This is a genomic window from Nocardia sp. NBC_01503 (assembly GCF_036327755.1).
GTDB lineage: Bacteria > Actinomycetota > Actinomycetes > Mycobacteriales > Mycobacteriaceae > Nocardia.
This window is the reverse complement of sequence record NZ_CP109596.1, coordinates 3,769,760-3,789,729: the sequence shown is the minus strand read 5'-3', so window position 1 is coordinate 3,789,729 and position 19,970 is coordinate 3,769,760. Positions and strand designations below refer to the sequence as shown.

General features: G+C 65.2%; 20 protein-coding genes, 1 pseudogene and 1 riboswitch. Of the genes and pseudogenes, 10 read left to right on the top strand and 11 right to left on the bottom strand.

Translation table 11 applies throughout. From position 1 onward, the window contains the following. Positions 1-84: 84 nt before the first annotated feature. The 4 genes from OHB26_RS17010 to OHB26_RS16995 all read right to left on the bottom strand — a co-directional run bounded on the left by OHB26_RS17010 (position 85) and on the right by OHB26_RS16995 (position 3,843). A complete protein-coding gene (locus OHB26_RS17010) occupies positions 85-939 on the bottom strand; it encodes an acyl-ACP desaturase (RefSeq protein WP_330185130.1) in 855 nt (284 codons plus the stop codon). Between the two features lie 161 nt (positions 940-1,100). Then, a complete protein-coding gene (locus OHB26_RS17005; RefSeq protein ID WP_330185129.1) occupies positions 1,101-1,625 on the bottom strand; it encodes an LGFP repeat-containing protein in 525 nt (174 codons plus the stop codon). 201 nt (positions 1,626-1,826) lie between these two features. Continuing rightward, positions 1,827-3,227, bottom strand: a complete 1,401-nt coding sequence (locus OHB26_RS17000) for a PhoH family protein (protein WP_330185128.1) — start codon at positions 3,225-3,227, stop codon at positions 1,827-1,829. Between the two features lie 229 nt (positions 3,228-3,456). Then, entirely contained in the window at positions 3,457-3,843 is a 387-nt protein-coding gene (locus OHB26_RS16995; protein ID WP_330185127.1) for a DUF488 domain-containing protein, read from the bottom strand. A 21-nt stretch (positions 3,844-3,864) separates the two neighbouring features. Between OHB26_RS16995 and OHB26_RS16990 the strand changes: the two genes are divergently transcribed. Next, positions 3,865-4,140 (top strand): hypothetical protein, encoded by a 276-nt coding sequence (locus tag OHB26_RS16990; RefSeq protein WP_330185126.1) that lies wholly within the window; start codon positions 3,865-3,867, stop codon positions 4,138-4,140. Positions 4,141-4,146: 6 nt separating this feature from the next. Here the strand turns inward: OHB26_RS16990 and OHB26_RS16985 are convergent, their stop codons facing one another. Next, positions 4,147-4,461, bottom strand: a complete 315-nt coding sequence (locus OHB26_RS16985; RefSeq protein WP_330185125.1) for a hypothetical protein — start codon at positions 4,459-4,461, stop codon at positions 4,147-4,149. A gap of 80 nt (positions 4,462-4,541) precedes the next feature. On the opposite strand from OHB26_RS16985, the gene OHB26_RS16980 reads away from it, so the two are divergent. Then, positions 4,542-4,892 (top strand): glutaredoxin domain-containing protein, encoded by a 351-nt coding sequence (locus OHB26_RS16980; protein ID WP_330185124.1) that lies wholly within the window; start codon positions 4,542-4,544, stop codon positions 4,890-4,892. Between the two features lie 178 nt (positions 4,893-5,070). On the opposite strand, the gene glyA is transcribed toward OHB26_RS16980, so the two are convergent. After that, positions 5,071-6,366, bottom strand: a complete 1,296-nt coding sequence (gene glyA / locus OHB26_RS16975) for a serine hydroxymethyltransferase (RefSeq protein WP_330185123.1) — start codon at positions 6,364-6,366, stop codon at positions 5,071-5,073. 126 nt (positions 6,367-6,492) lie between these two features. Next, a riboswitch (ZMP/ZTP riboswitch) is annotated at positions 6,493-6,577 on the bottom strand. Between the two features lie 374 nt (positions 6,578-6,951). Beyond that, complete coding sequence (locus OHB26_RS16970) at positions 6,952-8,148, bottom strand: DUF885 domain-containing protein (RefSeq protein WP_330185122.1); 1,197 nt, start codon at positions 8,146-8,148, stop codon at positions 6,952-6,954. Between the two features lie 169 nt (positions 8,149-8,317). On the opposite strand from OHB26_RS16970, the gene coaA reads away from it, so the two are divergent. After that, positions 8,318-9,250: a type I pantothenate kinase gene (gene coaA / locus OHB26_RS16965; RefSeq protein WP_330185121.1), complete on the top strand. Its 933-nt coding sequence runs from the start codon at positions 8,318-8,320 to the stop codon at positions 9,248-9,250. Positions 9,251-9,254: 4 nt separating this feature from the next. On the opposite strand, the gene OHB26_RS16960 is transcribed toward coaA, so the two are convergent. Continuing rightward, the gene (locus tag OHB26_RS16960) at positions 9,255-9,848 is read right to left on the bottom strand and encodes a hypothetical protein (RefSeq protein WP_330185120.1); all 594 of its coding nucleotides are present in this window, start codon (positions 9,846-9,848) and stop codon (positions 9,255-9,257) included. A 246-nt stretch (positions 9,849-10,094) separates the two neighbouring features. After that, on the bottom strand, positions 10,095-10,874 hold the full coding sequence (locus OHB26_RS16955) for an isoprenyl transferase (protein ID WP_330185119.1): 780 nt from the start codon (positions 10,872-10,874) through the stop codon (positions 10,095-10,097). Positions 10,875-11,160: 286 nt separating this feature from the next. Here OHB26_RS16955 and trhA point away from each other — a divergent pair, with 286 nt between their 5' ends. The 3 genes from trhA to OHB26_RS16940 all read left to right on the top strand — a co-directional run bounded on the left by trhA (position 11,161) and on the right by OHB26_RS16940 (position 14,199). Beyond that, positions 11,161-11,817 carry a PAQR family membrane homeostasis protein TrhA gene (gene trhA, locus OHB26_RS16950; RefSeq protein WP_330185676.1) on the top strand — a complete coding sequence of 219 codons (657 nt, stop codon included), beginning with the start codon at positions 11,161-11,163 and terminating at the stop codon, positions 11,815-11,817. A 149-nt stretch (positions 11,818-11,966) separates the two neighbouring features. Beyond that, a complete protein-coding gene (locus tag OHB26_RS16945; protein ID WP_330185118.1) occupies positions 11,967-13,556 on the top strand; it encodes an adenylate/guanylate cyclase domain-containing protein in 1,590 nt (529 codons plus the stop codon). 175 nt (positions 13,557-13,731) lie between these two features. Next, entirely contained in the window at positions 13,732-14,199 is a 468-nt protein-coding gene (locus OHB26_RS16940) for a hypothetical protein (protein ID WP_330185117.1), read from the top strand. Positions 14,200-14,360: 161 nt separating this feature from the next. Here OHB26_RS16940 and OHB26_RS16935 read toward each other — a convergent pair whose 3' ends face one another. Beyond that, positions 14,361-16,457: a thioredoxin domain-containing protein gene (locus OHB26_RS16935; protein ID WP_330185116.1), complete on the bottom strand. Its 2,097-nt coding sequence runs from the start codon at positions 16,455-16,457 to the stop codon at positions 14,361-14,363. A 509-nt stretch (positions 16,458-16,966) separates the two neighbouring features. Here OHB26_RS16935 and OHB26_RS16930 point away from each other — a divergent pair. From OHB26_RS16930 to OHB26_RS16915, 4 genes are all read left to right on the top strand, one after another. Next, complete coding sequence (locus tag OHB26_RS16930; RefSeq protein ID WP_330185115.1) at positions 16,967-18,187, top strand: hypothetical protein; 1,221 nt, start codon at positions 16,967-16,969, stop codon at positions 18,185-18,187. A 2-nt stretch (positions 18,188-18,189) separates the two neighbouring features. Next, on the top strand, positions 18,190-18,540 hold the full coding sequence (locus OHB26_RS16925; protein WP_330185114.1) for a hypothetical protein: 351 nt from the start codon (positions 18,190-18,192) through the stop codon (positions 18,538-18,540). An 85-nt stretch (positions 18,541-18,625) separates the two neighbouring features. Next, the gene (locus tag OHB26_RS16920) at positions 18,626-19,141 is read left to right on the top strand and encodes a hypothetical protein (RefSeq protein WP_330185113.1); all 516 of its coding nucleotides are present in this window, start codon (positions 18,626-18,628) and stop codon (positions 19,139-19,141) included. A 3-nt stretch (positions 19,142-19,144) separates the two neighbouring features. After that, a complete protein-coding gene (locus OHB26_RS16915) occupies positions 19,145-19,642 on the top strand; it encodes a hypothetical protein (RefSeq protein WP_330185112.1) in 498 nt (165 codons plus the stop codon). A 102-nt stretch (positions 19,643-19,744) separates the two neighbouring features. Here the strand turns inward: OHB26_RS16915 and OHB26_RS16910 are convergent. Then, positions 19,745-19,924: pseudogene (locus tag OHB26_RS16910) on the bottom strand (DUF255 domain-containing protein); the annotation flags it as partial. Positions 19,925-19,970 lie beyond the last annotated feature (46 nt).

Here is a 19,970-nt window from a genome sequence, read left to right as displayed (position 1 = left end):
AGTCGTCGCGGCCCCACCCCGTCATCCCGGCGCGTTTTTGGCCGGGATGACGAGGGGGGCTACCCCCGGGATGACGCTGGGGGCTTACTTCAGGTGGGCGAGTTCGGCGCGGGCCTTCTCGCCGGTTTCGCTGAAGTCGGTGCGGGTGAAGATATTCCAGCGCTCCAGCAGCGGACCGAAGACCAGGGCGGGCTCCTGCGCCTTGTCGTAGATACCGGCCTCGGCGAGCACCTCGTCACTGCTCTTACCGCTGGCGAGTTCGACCACCGGCACATGGAAGTCGGCGACCCGGTCGGCAATGGCGCGCACGGCCTGATCGGGAACCAGGTCGAGGGCCGCCGAGACCAGGTTGGCGAAGAAGACAGCCTGCAGTTCGTCATCGGCGGCCAGCCGCTCGGCGATGCTCGCGACAATCGGGCTGTCGGCGGTGGCGGCGGTATTGCGGTGGCGCACAGCCGCTGCCGCCTCTTCGAAGGCACAGGTGGCCAGCACATCGATCAGATGCATGGCGGGCCGGCGGAAACTGGCGGTCATATGCGCCATGCGCATGCGCTCGAGCTCGATGGGGTCGACCGCACGCGTCACCATGAGGTAGTTGCGGATCAGGATTTCGTGCCGGTTCTCCTCGGCGGTCCAGCGACCGACCCAGCGCCACCACGGCCCGGTACGCAGGTACTTGCCGATCTCCCGGTGATAGGAGGGCAGATTGTCGGCAATCAGCACACTCACCGTCAGCGCGAGCCTGGAGACCTCGCTGAGCTCGGATTGCCCAGGCTCCCAATCGGTTCCACCGAGGAACTCGAAGTTTCGACCGTCATCCCACGGCACGTAGTCGTGGGGCTGCCATTCCGCCGCCAGGGCGATATGGCGAACCAGGTTTGCTTCCACCTCTGCCGCCAGCTGTTCCAGCAGTTCGTGGTCGGCCAAATCGTTCTGCACGGAGACAACCTAGCGGCTTCGGAGCAAACGCGGGTATCTTCCCAGCGCATTCACAATCGCTATCGGCGATCACGGGGGTGAACCACAACGGTGAACCGGGCCGTGTGGTCCGAAGCGGGGAAGGCTCCGGACCACACGGTCCCCCTACCCGTTGGGATGGTTCACTTCTCGGTGACGGTGGTCTGGTTGTCCACCCAGGTGATGGTGCCGCCGGTGAATTCGCTCTGTTTACCGCCGGTGATATCGGTTTCGTCCGAGGTCGGGTAGCCGAGTTTGCCGCCCGGACCGCCGTGCTCCTCCCACGCCTTGCGAATCTCGCCCCACACCACGTGAATTCCGGTGGCCGGACTGCTCACGATGGCGCCGCCCGCGAACTCCTGGATCTTGCCGCCGCCTGGGGCGTCCTGCTGTGCGCCGGTGGGCAATCCGAGCGGTCCGGTCACCCCGCCCATCTCGGTGTACTTGGCGAGGAAGTCACCGGCGACGGTGACCTCGGCGCCATCGCGAGTGGCGATCTTGGTTTCGGTGGCGTGCTCGGTGGTGGTCTCCGCCGCCATGGCGCTGGTGGTGGCCGCCGCGGTATCGGATTTCGAATCCTTGTCGTCCTTGTCGCAGCCCGCGGTGAAGGCGGTCACGACAGCGAGGGCCGCGATGAATCCGGCCGAACGTCGAGCGAAGGTGCGCATTTCATCCCTCTCGATAACTGGCCAGGCACTCAGCAATCATTCGGCAAAACAGTTGGAGTTCACCGAATTAACAGCCGAGCAGCTATTTGAGCGGAATATACCCTGCCAACTATGAGATGAAACACAGGCCAAAGATTTGCCCGACCGAGTCGACGAATCGACCCGATCGGGCAAAGGTGTGCGAAGGGTTTCTACGGCCGCTTACGCGTTCGGCCCGAACTCCTCCAGCATCTCGGTGACCAGCGCCGCGATCGGCGAACGCTCACTGCGGGTCAGGGTGATGTGCGCGAAGAGCGGATGCCCCTTGAGCTTCTCGATCACCGCGGCGACACCGTCGTGTCGCCCGACTCGCAGATTGTCGCGCTGGGCCACATCGTGGGTGAGCACCACCCGCGAACCGCTGCCCAACCGGCTCAGCACCGTGAGCAGCACATTGCGTTCGAGGGACTGCGCCTCGTCCACGATCACGAAGGAGTCGTGTAGCGACCGCCCGCGAATGTGGGTGAGCGGCAACACCTCCAGCATGCCGCGCGCCTGCACCTCCTCCATCACCTCCGGGCTGGCGAGCCCGTCCAGGGTGTCGAAGACGGCCTGCGCCCAGGGCCCCATCTTCTCGCTCTCGGAGCCGGGCAGGTAGCCCAGATCCTGGCCGCCGACCGCGTACAGCGGACGGAAGACCACCACCTTGCGATGAGTTCGCCGTTCCAGCACCGCTTCCAGGCCCGCGGTCAGCGCGAGCGCGGACTTGCCGGTACCGGCGCGGCCACCCATCGACACGATGCCGATGCTCTCGTCCAGCAGCAGATCCAGGGCGATGCGCTGTTCGGCGGAGCGGCCGTGCAGGCCGAACGCCTCCCGGTCACCGCGCACCAGCTGCACCCGCTTGTCCGGCGAGACGCGGGCCAGTGCGCTGCCCCGGGCGCTCAACAGTCGAATACCGGTGTGGCACGGCATATCCCGGGCCTCGTCCAGATCGATGACCGAATCGCTGTAGAGCTTGTCGACGATTTCGGAGCCGACCTCCATCTCCACCATTCCGGTCCAGCCGGAGGTGACGACATCCTGCGCGTGATACTCCTCGGCCCGCAGGCCGACCGCGCTCGCCTTGACGCGCATCGGAATGTCCTTGGACACCAGCACGACTCGTTGCCCCTCGGCCGCGAAGTTGAGCGCGCAGGCGAGAATCCTGGAATCGTTGCTGTCGGTGCGGAATCCGACGGGCAGCACATTCGGATCGGTGTGGTTCAACTCCACCTGGAGTGTCCCGCCACCGGTTCCGACCGGTATCCGCTGATCGAGCCGACCGTGGGCCAGACGAAGATCGTCCAGCATCCGAAGTGCCTCGCGGGCAAACCAGCCCAGTTCGTGGTGGTGGCGTTTGGCCTCGAGTTCACTGATCACCACGAGTGGCAATACGACGTGATGCTCGCCGAAGCGAGTCAAGGCCCAAGGGTCGGAGAGCAGTACCGACGTATCCACGACGAAGGTTTTCAGTCCTGATTCGGACGACTGCGAGGCGCGAACTCCCGGACCTGTGGTGCGCGTGCCCCGGTTCGAGGCGGCGTTCCCGGTGGGAGCGTTGACGGAGCGTGCATCAGTCACGGTGGGCTCCTTTGCCACTCGCGCGGTACCGCGCAAGCGTTCTCGCTGGGCCGGTCGGGCTCTAGGGTCGTACGACCCGAGGGCCGGGTACCGGCCCCCTCGCACTGAGTTGCTCAGTCACGATCAGGACCTCCCGTACGAACCACACCTACGCGGCCCGCACTCCCGACGCTACCGCCGAAATCGCGATCCGGCTTCCCGACTGGCAGGCACATTGGTGAAGAACTCGTTAACGCGTACCCCCTGTGGGCGTTTCGTCCAATTCGCCCAGGAGTACCGGGACATGGCTTCGCTCCGGGTCTTTCACCGCTGTTACCAGCGTCAATGGCTCCGCGGCGGCCGCACGGCGCAATCGCGCCAAAGCTTGCTGCGGCGCGTCGGCGGCGAGTTCAAGTCGATACCGTGTCTCGAACTCGGCGCGTCGTGCCTGCGGGTCGGCGTGATACCACCTCCGCAGCTCATTCGAGGGCGTCACATCCCTGGCCCATTCGTCGATGGCCGCCTGCTGTTTGCTGATGCCGCGCGGCCAGAGTCGATCCACCAGCACCCGGCGGCCGTCGTCGGCCGCGGGCGCGTCGTACACGCGCTTGACCCGGTACCTCGGTTGCTGTGCCATCGGTCCATTACAGTCTTTTTCATGGCCGATACCCAGGATCTCGAGGCACTCTCCACCAAGGATTTGCATGACAAAGCCGTGAAGCTGGCGGTTCGCCACGGTGATGTGAAGTTCCTCTGGGAGCTGCTCAAGTCGATTCCGGCCGCCGAGGCCGCCGCGGGCGATATCGGCGAGAGCGAGGCCGATATCAAGTACGTCCTGCCCATGCTGGACGACTACGTGCACGCCGGCGAGGGTGAGATCGGCGAGGTGCTGCGGCCGATGTACATCGACTACCTGAGCAAACGCTCCTCGTAGTCGAAGCTACGAGATGCCGTGCAGGCCGGTGAGAACGGCCTGCACGAAGGGGCCGAAGCCTTCCGACCCGGACCCTTTGTCCTTCATATGCACGGTCGTCGTATCGCTCATCTCGAAGACGGCGCGGACGATGCCGAGGCGTAGCTCGAGCTCCAGTCCCGCGCCCATCAGGACATGATCGACCTTCGTCTCGGCGAAGACCGCCTTCATATCCTCGAGGCCGAGGCCCGAGCGTATCTCGATATCGGGAATATCCAGCCGCTCGCGCACATCGTCCACGACGGTCGCCTTCAAGCCCAGTATCAGCACTGTGGTCGCCATATCGACCTCCGATCCGCCTCGAATCATAGAAGACGGCGATGGTGTTCGCGGGCAATCCCTTTCGCCTCTAAACTCCGGACATGACCGCTGAGACCACGCCGGAACTGGTCGTCTACCGCCGCCCGGGCTGCCCGTTCTGCGCACGCCTGCGCCGGGTGCTCAATCGCAATGGGATCATCTACCGCGAGGTCGATATCTGGGATGACCCGGAGGCGGCCGCATTCGTCCGCACGGTCGCCGACGGCAATGAGACGGTGCCGACGGTGAAGCTGAAAGCCGGTGCCAAGGAACGCTATTGGGTGAACCCGCGCCCGCAATGGCTGCTCACGGTGATCAATACCGACGCGCCGGCGTTGACCGGCGGCCCGAAGAGCTATTGGCCGATCAGGCGCGACGACCTCCCCCGCCCGCGCCCACCGCAGACCAACTGAGCCACCTCCCCCGCCCGCGCCCACCGCAGGCCAACTGAGCCACCTCCCTCGTTACCCGCCCACCATGAGGGTGCCGTCCACCGGAGGGATGCGCCGCCCGCCAGATCCGGCGGCCTCAAAGCGAAAGGCCCGCCGCGACTTTCGTTCGCAGCGGGCCCTATTCGTTTGTGGCTGAGTATCAGCCGAGCAGGCGCCAGTCCTCCAGGCCCTCGTAGAGGGGGAAGTCCTGGGCCAGCTTGGAGACGCGCTGGCGCAGCGAATCCAGGTCGGCGGAGCCGGTGAGGGCGGCGGCGATGATCTCGGCGACCTCGGCGAATTCGGTGTCACCGAAGCCGCGGGTGGCCAGCGCCGGGGTGCCGATACGCAGGCCGGAGGTGACCATCGGCGGGCGCGGGTCGAACGGAACGGCATTGCGGTTCACGGTGATTCCGATTTCGTGCAGCAGATCCTCGCCCTGCTGACCGTCGAGCTGCGAGTTGCGCAGATCGACCAGGACCAGGTGCACATCGGTGCCGCCGGTGAGCACATTGATGCCCTTGGCGGTGCAGTCGGCGGCGGTGAGGCGCTCGGCGAGAATCTTGGCGCCGGACAGGGTGCGCTCCTGGCGCTCCTTGAACTCCGGGGTGCCGGCGATCTTGAACGAAACCGCCTTGGCCGCAATGGCATGCATGAGCGGTCCGCCCTGCTGACCCGGGAACACCGCCGAGTTCAGTTTCTTGGCGAACTCCTGCTTGGCCAGGATCAGACCCGAGCGCGGACCACCGAGGGTCTTGTGCACGGTGGAGGACACGACATCGGCGTGCGGGACCGGCGACGGGTGCAGACCCGCGGCGACCAGACCGGCGAAGTGCGCCATATCGACCCACAGGTACGCGCCGACCTCATCGGCGATCTCGCGGAAGGCCGCGAAATCCAGCTGCCGCGGGTACGCCGACCATCCGGCGACGATCACCTTCGGTCGGGTCTCCCGGGCGATCTTGCGCACCTCGTCCATATCGACGCGGTGATCTTCCTTGGAGACGCCGTAGGCGTGCACCTCGTACAGCTTGCCCGAGAAGTTCAGGCGCATACCGTGCGTGAGGTGACCGCCGTGCGCGAGATCCAGGCCGAGCAGCTTCTCGCCCGGGCTCATCAGCGCCATCAGCACCGCGGCATTGGCCTGCGCACCCGAGTGCGGCTGCACGTTCGCATACTCCGCCCCGAAGAGTTCGGTGACGCGGGCGCGGGCGAGATCCTCGACGATGTCGACGTTCTCGCAGCCGCCGTAGTAGCGGCGGCCCGGGTAGCCCTCGGCGTACTTGTTGGTGAGCACGCTGCCCTGCGCCTGCAGGACCGCGCGCGGCACGAAGTTCTCCGAGGCGATCATCTCGAGGGTGTCGCGCTGGCGGGCGAGTTCGCCGCCCATCGCGGCAGCGACCTCGGGATCGAGCTCAGCGAGGGACTGGGAATTGACAGAGGAGGTCGTCTGCGTCACGGCGCCGAGTCTATTGGCCGTGGTCGGAGTGTCGGCCAGGGGGTTCTGTGGTGTGTCGATAACCGGGTGCTGATCCATCGCAACCTCCGTGCTCGGAGAGCTCTCGGGGGTACCGAAAGTCCTCTCGCCCAGCACCCAGGCGCGCGGTGCGGGACTTCGGTGCTTCCCGGTGGTTACTTCCACCTCGAGTGCGCCAGTCGCGGTGCGCCCAGCTTATCCCGCACGCGAAATCTCCGAGCACACGCATCACGAGCGCATCATGTCCGATGCCCCGAAAAATAGGGGCGGGACGTGATCTGTCCAGGGAAAGCGGGCGGTTTGCCCGGAACTGTAGACAGCGTCACAAATTCACGCTATGGCGGAGCGATAAATCTCGGTATTGTTGCGCATCGCTGGCCGAACTGCGCCAGTGTCATTGGCCCAACAGAATTTTCGAGGTTCAGAATGCTGTACAACATCGCAGGCGGCGGTATCCAGGACATGCTCTTCGCACTGCTGAAGTCCATGTGCACCATGTCCAGCGGCGGCGCCGCTTGTGCAGGGTGGGGCGCGTAAGCACCCCCGGAACACTGGCGGGGAGTCCCCTCACATTCGGCGAATCGCGCCGGGTGTGAGGGGTTCGTCCAATAGGCGGCGGAAACGCTCGGATCGCTCCGCCGCATCGGCCGCCTGTTCCAGCCAGCCGCCGAGTAGGCGATACCCCTCCACATAGGTGGAGATGTAGGCCCGCCACAGCGGCGAAGACAGAAAACGCAGCGACTGCCGTGCCCGATCCGGCGTCACCAGACTCCAGCGCCGCAGGAACTCCGCGACCTCATCGACACCGCGCCCTCGATCGTGCAGCAGTAGCGCCGCATCCTGGCGCACGCCCAGCAGTTTCGCCGAGGCGGTCGAAATCCGTTCCGCGCGTTCACCATCGAAGCGCAGTCCCAGATCGGCGTAGATGTCCTGCGCCCAGCGACCCCAGCCCGGACCGACGATCGACTTCAGCGCCAGATCCGCCAGGCCCTCGGCCATCAGGCACTGCGGGGTGTTCACCACGAAGAGCGTCTGCTCGTCCTGCCCGGCCGCGACGAGTCCGGCCTCCTTGCGGCAGTGCTCGGTGTGATGCCCCGGATACGACTCGTGCGCGATCAGATGCGGCAGCTGCGAGAGATGCTGTTTGAGATCGGAGTTGATGGCCACCCGGGACTGATAGTTCCCCAGGTAGTAATTGAAGCCGGACCACGGCTTATCGCCCACCACTTCGTACTCCACCCGTTCGTGATCGGGCAGCGGATAGCGTTCGCGGACCAGTTCGCGCAGTGCGCTGGAGAAGGCGTCCACGCATTCCTGGAGTCGTTCGGGCGGAATCTCATCGCCGCGGCGGTGCGCGGTGATGCGATCGAAGAGCGCACCCTCGCCGGGCAGGGCCTCGTCCAACCGCCGGTGCGCCTCGCGGTAGTCGTCCTCATCCCCGGGCGCGATATCGACATCGAAGTAGGCGCGCACCTCATCGATGAAGGAGATGTCGTCGCCCGCGAATTTGCGGCCGGAGCACTCCAGTGCGCGCAGGTGCGCGTCCAGGAATTCGGTGCGCTCGGGCGTGAGCCCCGCCTCGGGCAGCTCCTTCAACAGTGCGGCGGCCTTGTTGGCGAGCTCGCGCGGCTGCGGTGCGGGCGCGTTCTCGATCTCCCGGCGCAGCGCCGGATCACCGGTGTAGGCATCGACGAAACCGTCCTCCAACCGGTCGAAAGCCAGGCCGAGGCGGAGGTATTCGGTGACGAGTGGATGCGCTGCCATAACAGGCGACTGTATTGGATTGCGCGGCTTCCGGTGTCGCGGACGGGACGCTCGCTATGGCATATCTCACTGGGGTTACCGGCCAGTAGCAACACCTGGTGTTCACCGGCTTGTTGGACCCGAGCACAATTCGGCTATGCGTTGTCGGCCGATCCTGGGACGTGGATAAATGGCACGGATGAGCGAGCCGAGTCCCTATGTGGAATTCGACCGGAAGCAGTGGCGCACACTGCGTAAGTCGACTCCCCTGGTGCTCACCGAGGAAGAGCTGACCGGCCTGCGCGGCCTGGGCGAGCAGATCGACCTCGAGGAGGTCGCCGAGGTCTACCTGCCGCTCGCCCGTCTGATCCATCTCCAGGTCGCCGCCAAACAGCGGTTGTTCGCCGCGACCGCGACCTTCCTCGGCGAGACCCATCCCGATCGCCAGGTGCCGTATGTGATCGGCGTGGCGGGCTCGGTGGCGGTCGGCAAATCCACCACCGCCCGCGTACTGCAGGCGCTGCTGGCGCGCTGGGATCACCATCCGCGGGTGGATCTGGTCACCACCGACGGATTCCTGTACCCGACAGCCGAACTCACCCGGCGCGGCATCATGCATCGCAAGGGCTTCCCGGAGTCGTACGACCGCCGCAAGCTGCTGCGCTTCGTCACCGAGGTGAAATCCGGTGCGACCGAGGTGTGCGCGCCGGTCTACTCGCATATCGCCTACGACATCGTGCCGGGCGAATTCCACTGTGTGCGCCAGCCCGACATCCTGATCGTCGAGGGCCTGAACGTACTGCAGACCGGACCGCGGCTGATGGTCTCGGATCTGTTCGACTTCTCCGTCTACGTGGACGCGCGGATCGAGGATATCGAGAACTGGTACGTGCAACGCTTCCTGTCGCTGCGCGAAACCGCCTTCGCCAACCCGAATTCGCACTTCCACCACTACGCACGCTTCAACGACTCCGAGGCCACCAGTGCGGCCAAGGAGATCTGGAACAACACCAACCGCCCGAATCTGGTGGACAACATCCTGCCGACCCGCCCGCGCGCGACGCTGGTGCTGCGCAAGGACGCCGACCACGCCATCAACAGATTGCGACTGCGCAAGCTCTAGAGGTTCATAGTCGCCAGGCCGCGTCCAGCCGTGCCGCCACATCGATATCGGTGGCGGCCTGGATATTCGGCTTGCAGATCTCGGCGGCGATATAGCGCGAGACGAAGCGCCGGATCTCATGATCGACGCTGGCCAGAATGCGCAGCAGCTCCCCGCGCCGGGACGCGCTCGCCACATTGATGCGCACATTGCTCGGTTGCGGCTCGTCGATTTCGATCAGGACCCGCAGCGGTTCGGCGGTGCGCACGGTGAGGTGCAGGTGGATGGTGCCGTCCACATGGAACGGATAGCGATCCACCGACAGGTCGATGAGCAGATCGACATCGAGCGGAATCACCAGATCGTACGAAATGTAGTCCTGCGGTTCACGATTCAACCGTGGCTGGCCCAGGCGCACGGCCGCCGAGAGTTTCGCGATACGCCCCGGCCCCACCCCGATCGGACCGAATTCGAAGGCTTCACCGGTGAGTTTCTCGAAAGCCCCCGCTATGCGCTCCGGCGAGGCCGCGTACTCCAGGAACCGGCGACCGAACTCCTCATAGCTGAGGTAGGACTGGACATCCGCCGGGCCGCTCCGCTCTTCGTTCAGCTCACTCATGCCCTCCGACGGTACGGCAGCGACGAGCTCGCGAACCACGGAAGCCATTGCACTGCAATGTAACTGTGCCGAGTTCGAGTCGAAGTCCAGCCCCACCCCCAAGTTCGCGGCCCGCCCCCGGTTCTGGACTGAGTGGAGCGGGGGAGCGCAGCGGAGGAGCGGAAGGAGGGAAGAACCGGGGTCACAGGGCCACGAACCGCCGCAGCGCAGCGGAGGCAATCAAACACAGCAGCGCAGCGGAGGCAATCAAACACCGAAGCGGCGGTGCCGGGCGGCGAAATCGCGCAGGGCGCGCAGGAAGTCGACGCGGCGGAACTCCGGCCAGTACGCCTCGGTGAACCAGATCTCCGAATAGGCGCTCTGCCACAACAGGAATCCGGAGAGCCGCTGCTCACCGGAGGTGCGGATGACCAGATCCGGATCGGGCTGTCCGGAGGTGTACAGGTGCTGCCCGATGGCGTCGACGGTGATCGATTGCACCAGATCCTCGCCGGTCTCCCCCGCCTCGATCTCCTGACGCACCAGGGAGCGCACCGCATCGGTGATCTCCTGGCGGCCGCCGTAGCCGATGGCCACATTCACATGTACGCCGCTGCGGCCACTGGTGCGTTTGGCGGCCTCCCGCAATCGCCCGGCCACCTCCTCGGGCAACTGATCGAGCGCGCCGACGATGCGGACGCTGGAATTCTGTTCCGGCGCGGAGAGTTCGTCGACCACATCGGTGATGACCTCGAAGAGGGTGTCCAACTCGTCTTGATCGCGGCGCAGGTTCTCGGTGGAGAGCAGGTAGACGGTGACCATCTCGATCCCGGACTCACCGCACCAGCCGACCAGCTCGGCGATTTTGAGCGCACCCACCCGATGCCCGTGACTCACATCGGTGAAGCCGTTCTCGCGCGCCCAGCGCCGATTACCATCGCACATCACCGCAACGTGGCGCGGATGCTGCTTACCTGCCAACTGCTTGGTCAGCCGGGCCTCGTAAATGCGATACGGCAGTCCGCGCACCTGACTCGCAAGCTTCACGCCGAGGAACACTACGCTAGCCCGCCTCCCCGCGATTTAAGCCGACCGGTTATGTGCCCCACCATTCTCGTACCGGACCGGCGGCCCCAAGGACCCCGGGTTGGCCCGTCCCCGACGAGTTACCCCGAACGCACCAAATCAGTTGGCGCCTTGGCATCAGAACCGCGAACCTACGGTACCGTAGGTTACCGAGGAGGAACTTGTGTCCGACACCGTGCGACCCTCCGCCCCCGCGGCGGACGCCCCGCTCCACGAGCCCGGCCTCGTCGAGAAGGGGCTCACGACCATTCACGACGAACTCGCGCTGATCAAACCGCGCATGCGGGGATGGATTCACGCCTGGGCCGTGGGCATCGCCGCCATCGCGGTGATCGTCCTGGTCAGCGTGGCATCGACCGTCTCCGCCACCGCCGCCTGGTCGACCGCGGTCTACGGGCTGACCGTCTGCGGCGTCTTCGGTATCAGCGCCACCTATCATCGGGTGAATTGGCGGACCGCCCGCGCCCGCATGTGGATGAAGCGGGCCGACCACTCGATGATCTTCCTTTTCATCGCGGGGTCGTACACGCCGTTCGCACTGCTCGGGGTGCGCGGCAGCGCCGGAACGATCTTGCTGATCACCGTTTGGGCGGGTGCGCTGGCGGGTGTCGCGCTGAAGATGTTGTGGCCCACCGCTCCTCGCTGGGTCGGGGTTCCGCTCTATCTGCTGTTGGGCTGGGCAATCGTGCCGGTCGCCGGGACGCTCATCTCGAATGTCGGCTGGACGCCGGTATTGCTGCTGCTCGCGGGCGGTATCGCCTATAGCGTCGGCGGGATTCTGTATGCCGCGCGCTGGCCCGATCCGTGGCCGGAGGTCTTCGGACATCACGAGTTCTTCCACGCCGCGACGGTGGTCGCCGCGCTTTGCCACTACATAGCTGTCTGGTTGGTACTGCTGCACTGAGCTCCGACACCGCACCGAGCAATTACTCACAAACGTGCACTGAGGGCCGAAAGGTCTCTAAAGTCCTGAGAAACACCCGGCCGGACGACCCCTAGGCATAACACCGCTATGACACCACCGACCGTCGCCTGCGCGACGCCCTTGGCGACGTGATCAGCAGACTCATTCTGTGGGCGCTGCGCGCGCGGTGGGGTTTGTCGGCCGTTGTCATGGCATGCAACCTCAGCGGTCTCGCGGTCATCACCATCGAACTCTGGCTCTCCGGATTCTTCGGCCGCCTCGGCTCGGAGTGGGTGAACACCTTCATCCAGGTCGCCATCTATCCGACCATCGGCGCGGCTATCGGCATCATGCTCGCGGTGCGGGACCGGCGTTTGAACTTCGGCTGGCTCGATCAGCGCCGGCCGCCGACCGAGGCCGAGGCGCGGCGACTGCTCCAGGTGCCACTCGCGGTCACCTTGCGCGCCTTGGCGATCTGGGTGCCCGGGGTGATCATCGCGGCGGCGGTCTTCGCCCATGCCACCCCGCAGCGGGATTTCGCGGTGGTGCTGTCGATGTTCACACTCGGCGGGCTGGAGTCGGCGGCGCTCACCTATCTGATCGTGGACCGGTTGATCCGGCCCACCATTCCGGTGGTGGCGGAGGTGCTGGACGACACCGCGCACTGGAGTTCGACCGTGCTGATGCGCGTGCTCGTCACCTTCGCGGTGGTGGGCGCGGTGCCGCTGTTCATGCTCATCACCGTGCTCGCCGACCCGTCCTCGGCCTACCCGGACCGGGTGCGTACCGCCATCTACCTTGCGGTGGTGGGGCTTTCGGCGGGCTCGGTCGCCACGGCGGCCCTGGCGCGCGCCATCGCCACCCCGCTGCACACCCTGCGGGACGCACTCGACCGGATCGCGCACGGTGATCTCGAGGTGCGGGTACCGATCGGCAGCACCAGTGAGATCGGGCGGCTGGAGCATTCGGTCAATGAGCTGGCCACGAATCTGCGTGAGCGCGAACGCATGCGGACCGTCTTCGGCAGACATGTCGGCGAGGAGGTGGCCGAGCGGGCGCTCTCCGGTCGGAACGATATCGCCGGTGTCACCAATCTGACCGGCGATACCCGGGTGGTGACGGCGCTCTTCGTGGATGTCACCGGATCGGTCGCGCTCGCCACCGAGCTCGCGCCGCACGACTTCGTCACCAAGCTGAATCGGCTGCTGTCGATCGTGGTGGCGGCCACCGAGGAGAACCACGGGCTGGTCAACAAGTTCGAGGGTGATGCGGCGCTGTGCATCTTCGGTGCGCCGCTCGCGCTGGATGACAATGCGACCCCGGCATTGCGGGCCGCCCGCCGTATTCGCGATGAGGTCGTCGCCGCCGGTGAACTCGATATCGGCATAGGTGTGGCGCGGGGCTTGGTCTTCGCCGGTGATGTCGGCGCGGACACCCGCCTGGAGTTCACCGTCATCGGTGACGCGGTCAATGAGGCGGCTCGCCTCACCACCGAGGCCAAACAGGTGCCGCGCCGCATTCTGGCGAGTCAGGCGGTCATCGACGCCGCCTCCGAGTTCGAGCGCAGTAAGTGGGAGCTGCGCGACACCCTCCACCTCCGCGGCCGCAGAGAGCCCACTCCATGCTGGACCGATACTCCGTCCCGCATGTCAGCCCGCCGCAACGGCAGCGGCCCGCAGGCCGAGCCGAAGTCGGTCGCACCCCCGGAGACCGCCGCCGACCTGGCAACCGATCACTAGTCATGCATGGCATTCGCGGCAGCGTAGGAACGGGACGAGAGCGAAAACGTACACATGCCCCGGACTGTAGGGACCTGGGCAGGGCTGGGCAAAGGGTTTTGTCCTCCTCGGGGACTAGGCGGGTTGGTACCTGCGGGGGATTCGGTGACGGGGTGGGAGAGGTCACGCTGGGAGCATGACCGAAGTCAGTGCTTCGCATCGATTCCCCGCCGCCCCGGAACCCGTTCGCGCACCGCTACTTTCGCTGGCCTACCGGGCGATTGTCGTCGCCCTGCTGGCCGGAGCGGGTGAGACGGTGCTGCGCGCCGGTATCGCCCTGGCCGATCCGGACACCAATGCCGGCGGGCTGGTGTACGGGCTGCTCATCCGCGCCGCCATCTACCTCACCGTATTGACGGTCGCCGTTCGCATGGCCGCCGGAATCGGCTGGGCGCGAATAGCTTTGATCCTCGGGCTGGGAACCGTCGGCCTGGCGTCGCTGCTCGTCGAGCCGATCGGCGCGGTGTTGTCCGGGGAATTGTCGGTGGATTGGAGCGTCGGATCGGTGGCGATCGGCGCGCTTCGGACAGTGCATATCGTCGCGGTGCTGGTCGCCGTCCCCGCGATGGTGCGCGCGGGCATGCAGGTTCGCCAGCGGGGCTGACACCATGCCCCGCATCCCGACAGCCAACCCCCGTCATCACAGCAGCCGACTCCCGCCATCGCGGCAGCGGACCCCGTCATCCCGGCGTGCTTGTGGCCGGGATCCACACCACCTGCGCTCCAACGACTTTCGATGAATCCGCGCCAGGGTGACGGTCTACGTCAGACCGGGGGTCGCAGCGCGGTCCGCACCTCCGCCACCGTGGTGACCGGCAGGTCGCAGACCGACCCTCGGCAGACGTAGGCGGCGGAGAGGTCGTGCACCGGCGGGCGGTCCGCGAGCAGGGGCTGGGAGTCCTGATCGCCGGAGACGATCACGGTGCCGCCCGGAGCGGCCACGCGCGCCGCGGTGAGCAGGCAGGCGGCCCAGCCGTCCAGGTCGGCGTCACCGGCGGAGACGGCCACCTGGAGCGGCCCGCGCAGGGCGGCTTCGGCCACCGCGAGCCAATGGCCCGCCGAGCGTGGGGCTTTGGCGAGCAGCACCGTACCGCGCCCGAGGGTCTGGTCGGCCAGATCCCGGTAGCGGATGGCCTGCTCCGGATCGCTCAGCGCGGACGCGGTGAGCAGGGCATCGGCCAACACCGAAGTGCCGGAGGGGGTTGCGCCGTCGATCGGGTCGCGGGGGCGGGTGACCAGCGTTTCGGCGTCATCGGCGGTATCGAACCAACTGCCCGGGGTCTCCGGGTCGGCGAAGTGTGTGATGGCGGCCTCGAGAATCCGGTGTGCCTGCGAAAGCCAATCCCCACTGCTGGTTTGGTGCAGTGCGAGCAGTCCCAGCGCCAACCAGGCATAGTCCTCCAGCACGCCCGGCGCGGTCCCGGCGACACCGCCGAGTGAGGCGCGGCAGGGCCGCCCGTCCCGCACATGGGTTTCCAGCAGGAAGCGCGCGCAACGCTCGGCGGCGGCGATCCACACCGGATTCAGATGTGCCGCACCGGCTTCGGCGAGCGCGGTGATCGCCATCCCGTTCCAGGCGGTGACCACCTTGTCATCGCGTTCGGGCTGCGGCCGACGTTCCCGGGCGTCGCTCAGCATGCCCCGAATACGTTCGAGGCGTTCATAATCCGCGGCCTCCGGATCGGAGTACCGGGTCAGCACCGAGGTGCCGTGCTCGAAGGTCCCCGCCGTGGTGACGCCGAAAACCTCTGCGGCCCAAGCCCCGTCGATCGCGCCGAGTACCCCGTTCAACTCCGCCGGAGTCCAGACGTAGGTGGCGCCCTCGACCCCCGGTTGTCCCGGCTCCAGGTGCGTATCGGCATCGAGCGCGGAGGCGAACCCGCCCTGTTCGGTGCCGAGATCATTCAACAGAAACTCGACGGTCTCCCTGGTAACCCTGAGCGCCAATGGTTCCGAAGCATCGGGTGCGGCCAGCGGATCCCGCCAAGGCGCGTCCTGCCCATCCTGTCCCCGCCGCGCCAGATGCGAATACACCCGCACCAGCTGCGCATTGTCATAGAGCATCTTCTCGAAATGCGGCACCACCCAGGCGGCGTCCACCGAATACCGCGCGAACCCACCCCGCAACTGGTCATAGATCCCACCCCGCGCCATCGCCTCGGCGGTGAACGAAACCGCCTGCAACACAGCGGAATCCCCCGTCCGCTCATAATCCCGCAGCAGCCCTTCGAGCAATGCCGAAGGCGGAAACTTGGGAGCCCCGCCGAACCCCCCGTGCCGCGAATCCACATCCTTCAACACCGAGGCCACCGCATGATCGAGCAGATTGGCACTCAACCGAGTAGCACTCTCCGGCAGCCCAGCGGTCTGCTGCCGCAAAGCCTCCCCCACCTGCCCCGCGGCCTGCTCGACCTCACCCCGCCGATTCACCCACGTATCGGTCACAGCGGTCAACAACTGCGTAAACGAGGGCATCCCCTGCCGAGCCGTCTTCGGGTAATACGTCCCGCAGTAGAACGGCTCCCCCGCGGGCGTCAGGAAGCAGGTCATCGGCCACCCACCCTGCCCGGTCATGGCAACGGTGGCATTCATATACACCGCATCCAGATCCGGCCGCTCCTCCCGATCCACCTTGATACACACGAAGTTCGCGTTCATCAGCGCGGCGGTATCCGCATCCTCGAACGATTCATGCGCCATCACATGGCACCAGTGGCAGGACGAATATCCTATGGACATTAGGATGGGCACATCCCGCGCCGCCGCTTCAGCCAACGCCTCGGCACTCCACTCCCGCCAATCCACCGGGTTCTCAGCATGCTGACGCAGATAAAGCGATGTGGCACTGGCTAATTGGTTCACGCCCACCAACCTCCTATTTCGAATCGACCCACAACCCACTCAGCCCAGCGCATGCCCCACGCTTCCACTGTGAAATCAGTCGGATTGGCACAACCGTCCCAGTATCGTGGTCTAGGCTCGTGCGCCATCGCATGAAGAGTAGTGCGCCATCACCTCAGCCAGTAGGAGCGGATATCTGGTCGCGAGTATCCAGCACCGATCCCAACCACCGGTAGCCCTGACCAGTCGGCGGCAACCGGGATCAGCACACCACCGCCTGCTGAGACTCCATCTGGGCAGCGTTGCGTTGCGTCGATGCGCATGCTCGCAGCGTTAGGTTCGTCGCATGGACCTAGGAATGCAGATCGCGTACGCATCGACGCTCCCGAGCGGGTGGTGACCGATGCATTTCTTGGTGATCGTCGTCGGACCCCACGTGCAACGGCAGTTGGCCTTCTGGGGAACCAGCACGCAGCTCACACCGTACCGCGAATACGTGACGGCCGAGGAGCTCGAGCAGCATCAGAACTATGCGCGAAGGTCCCCGGTCGATGGAGCACCCCGGCGGCCTGATCGTCCGCGAAACCTCGCCGGGCAGCAGCACACCGGCCGAAACCGTCGAACTCCAATCGGGCGGACGCGCGGGCCATGTCACCGAATACAACACCGACTGCACCGTCAGCGAAGCCGACTTCCGCCAAGGCGCGCTCGGCCCGACAACCGATATCACCAACCCCGACGGCACCCACACCCAGGTCAACACCGTCGGCGGTAGCACCAACGGCCACCCGGGCAGCATCATCACCGAAGACGACGGCAGCCGCTACGTTCTCGAACCTGACGGCACCGCTGTCCCCATCGACCGCTACAACAACGCCATCGGCACCGCGAACTACGGCAACCAATACGACCCCGTCACCGGCACCTGGCACAGCGACCCCGTCACGAACCGTGGCCTGATCATCACAGCCGCCGACGGCACCAGCACCCAGGAATGGTTCTTCCGCGACAAGAGCGGTGAAACACGCTCGGCCACCGCCTATTTCGACAAGAACGGCAGCCTCGTCTCGTTACAGTACCTCGACTACACCGGCGTCGAGATCACCACCTTCAGCACAATCAACGGTATTACCCTGCCCACCGACACCACCAAGATGGACGCCGGTAACGTCGTCGACAACGCCGACCTGGTTTTCAACGCCGTTATGGCAGTCACCGGTGTCGCTGAACTCGGCTACACAGCCGGACGATTGATAGGCAGCGAGCTTCTGGCCCGCGGATTGCTCGAGAGTGGAACGACCGCTCTTGGTGCCGAAACACTCACCAGCCAACTGGGTAACGCTGGAACAGCCCTCGGTGGGCGTGGCGGCAGCGGAATCGTCGCGCTCAACCCATCGACAGTACGGTTCAGCCAGAACAAGGTTAACGATGCCGCAGAAATCATCGAAAGCATGGCCCGCAGCGGCTGGGTCGGCGATCCCATCGATGTGGTTGTGGCCTCTGACGGCGGACTTACCGCGGTCGACAACACGCGCGTATTGGCCGCAAAATACACCGATACACCAATCTTGGCGCGAATTCACGCCTTTGACCAGCCGATCCCAGAGTCGATGGCGATACGCTTCACCCGCCAAGGCGATCTTCCCCAGACTTGGGGCGAGGCCATGGAGAACCGTATCGCAAACCAGAGTGCCCGATTTCGAGATACATATCCTGAGGGCGCGCCCCTTACGGGATGGACGGGAAACTGACGATGATCGAGTTGTTGAACGAGGGGGAACTGCCCGCGGGGTTCACCTACCCCCACGAATTCGCCCGGATAGTGGACCTTGGCCTACTGGACCTCGAGCCTTGGAATATCCTGCACGGCAAGGTGCTCGAGTTGCGATATCACGGCATGCGTGAACGATACCCCGAGCGGCAACTTGTGCCGTTCGCGGCACGCATCGACAACGACGATGTTGCGTGCTGGGAGCACGGATCGTCCGAGATCGTCACCGTTCACGACTTCGCTGAGCCTGGGTGGGAAAACCGCGACTCCTATCCCTCCTTCTATGACTGGCTCAGAAAAGCGGTAGACGACCTGATCGACTTTGACAGTTGATCTCCGAAGCCCGCGCCGGCCGATTCGGCCGATTCGACCTGCTGTCGTCGGCATCCAAATCAATCGACTCTGAAAGGAGTAGGCCATGACACCGCTTCCAATTCGAATCGAAAATATGCCGGACGACTCAGGCTTCCTCGGCATCGTGGACCTTCACGCCTACAACACATTCGTGAGCGAGAACTGGACCCTGGACTCCCTGTTCGGGCACTTCACGTCCGAAATGGGAAGGCGGACCATGCTGCTCTGGGGAACGGGCAGTGAGGGCAGCTGGCGAATCGACGTGTCCGCCTCATCGGTAGAACCACAGTTCCCCATCGCCCGGCAAGCCACCGGCCCCATCACCGTCACCAAGGGGGAGCTGATCGTCGTGAACTACGAAATCCTCACGATGGCCGCCCAATTCGAGAACGAACGCATCGACCGGGAAAAGGACTGGTACGGCACCGGCATAGATCTGCCCAACGGCGACTACGTATGCACCATCAGCCAGCTGACGGAACCCGAACTCAGCAGGACCCACGACGGCCCCGATTTCCACCTCCAACTCACCCCCGGTGAAACCCCGAACTGGACCAGCACGGCCTGGTTCGACCTCTGACCGGTGACGCGCCTACGGCTGTACAAGATCGCGCGAATCACCGGCCATGTCAGCTGGTGGGCATTCGTGGTCGCGGTGCTCCTCGGCACAACGACGACAGCCTCGATCGGCTGGTCCCGCGAACGCGTCCAATGCTCAACCGGCAATCCGACTCTGCAGGTATGCAGTTCGCTCGCCACTCGGGACGTGCCACCCGGAGTCGACATACTGGCCACCTACGCAACAGTCGCGCTCGGATTCGCCGTCGTGGCAGCCATAACCGAAGCGATCACGGTCAGTCAGCGCATACCCGGCGTGTTCACCATCGCCGTTCCGATCGCAGCCGCCACGGTGACCATCAAAGTACTCAACGGAACAAGCTGGTGGGAGAACAGTTTCGACTCCGCACGAACTGTCACACTCGTCGCGGCCGCCATCGCAGTCCGCGAGGCGTGGGCATACAAGTTCGCACCTGGAATAACAGACCTCAGCTCAGGCGCAGCCAGCACCTCGAAAGACTGATCCGGCGCGACCGGCCCAACCCCGCTGAATCGCTGGCGCAGATGGCCGATTCAACCAGAAATACAGCGTTTACCTGCGGAAATCCGACTAGTAACCTTAAACCATCACATGGCACCAGTGGCAAGACGCGTATCCGATGGACAGCAGAATCGGCACATCCCGCCGCGCCGCCTCAGCCAGCGCCACCACATCCCATTCCCGCCAATGCACCGGGTTGTCGGCATGCTGGCGCAGGTATGGCGAGGTGGCATCCTTCAGCAGGTTCACGCCCCAGCTTTCCACAGCGGCCCGCGGGCGAAACCCTCGACGACACCACTTTCCGCCTGAA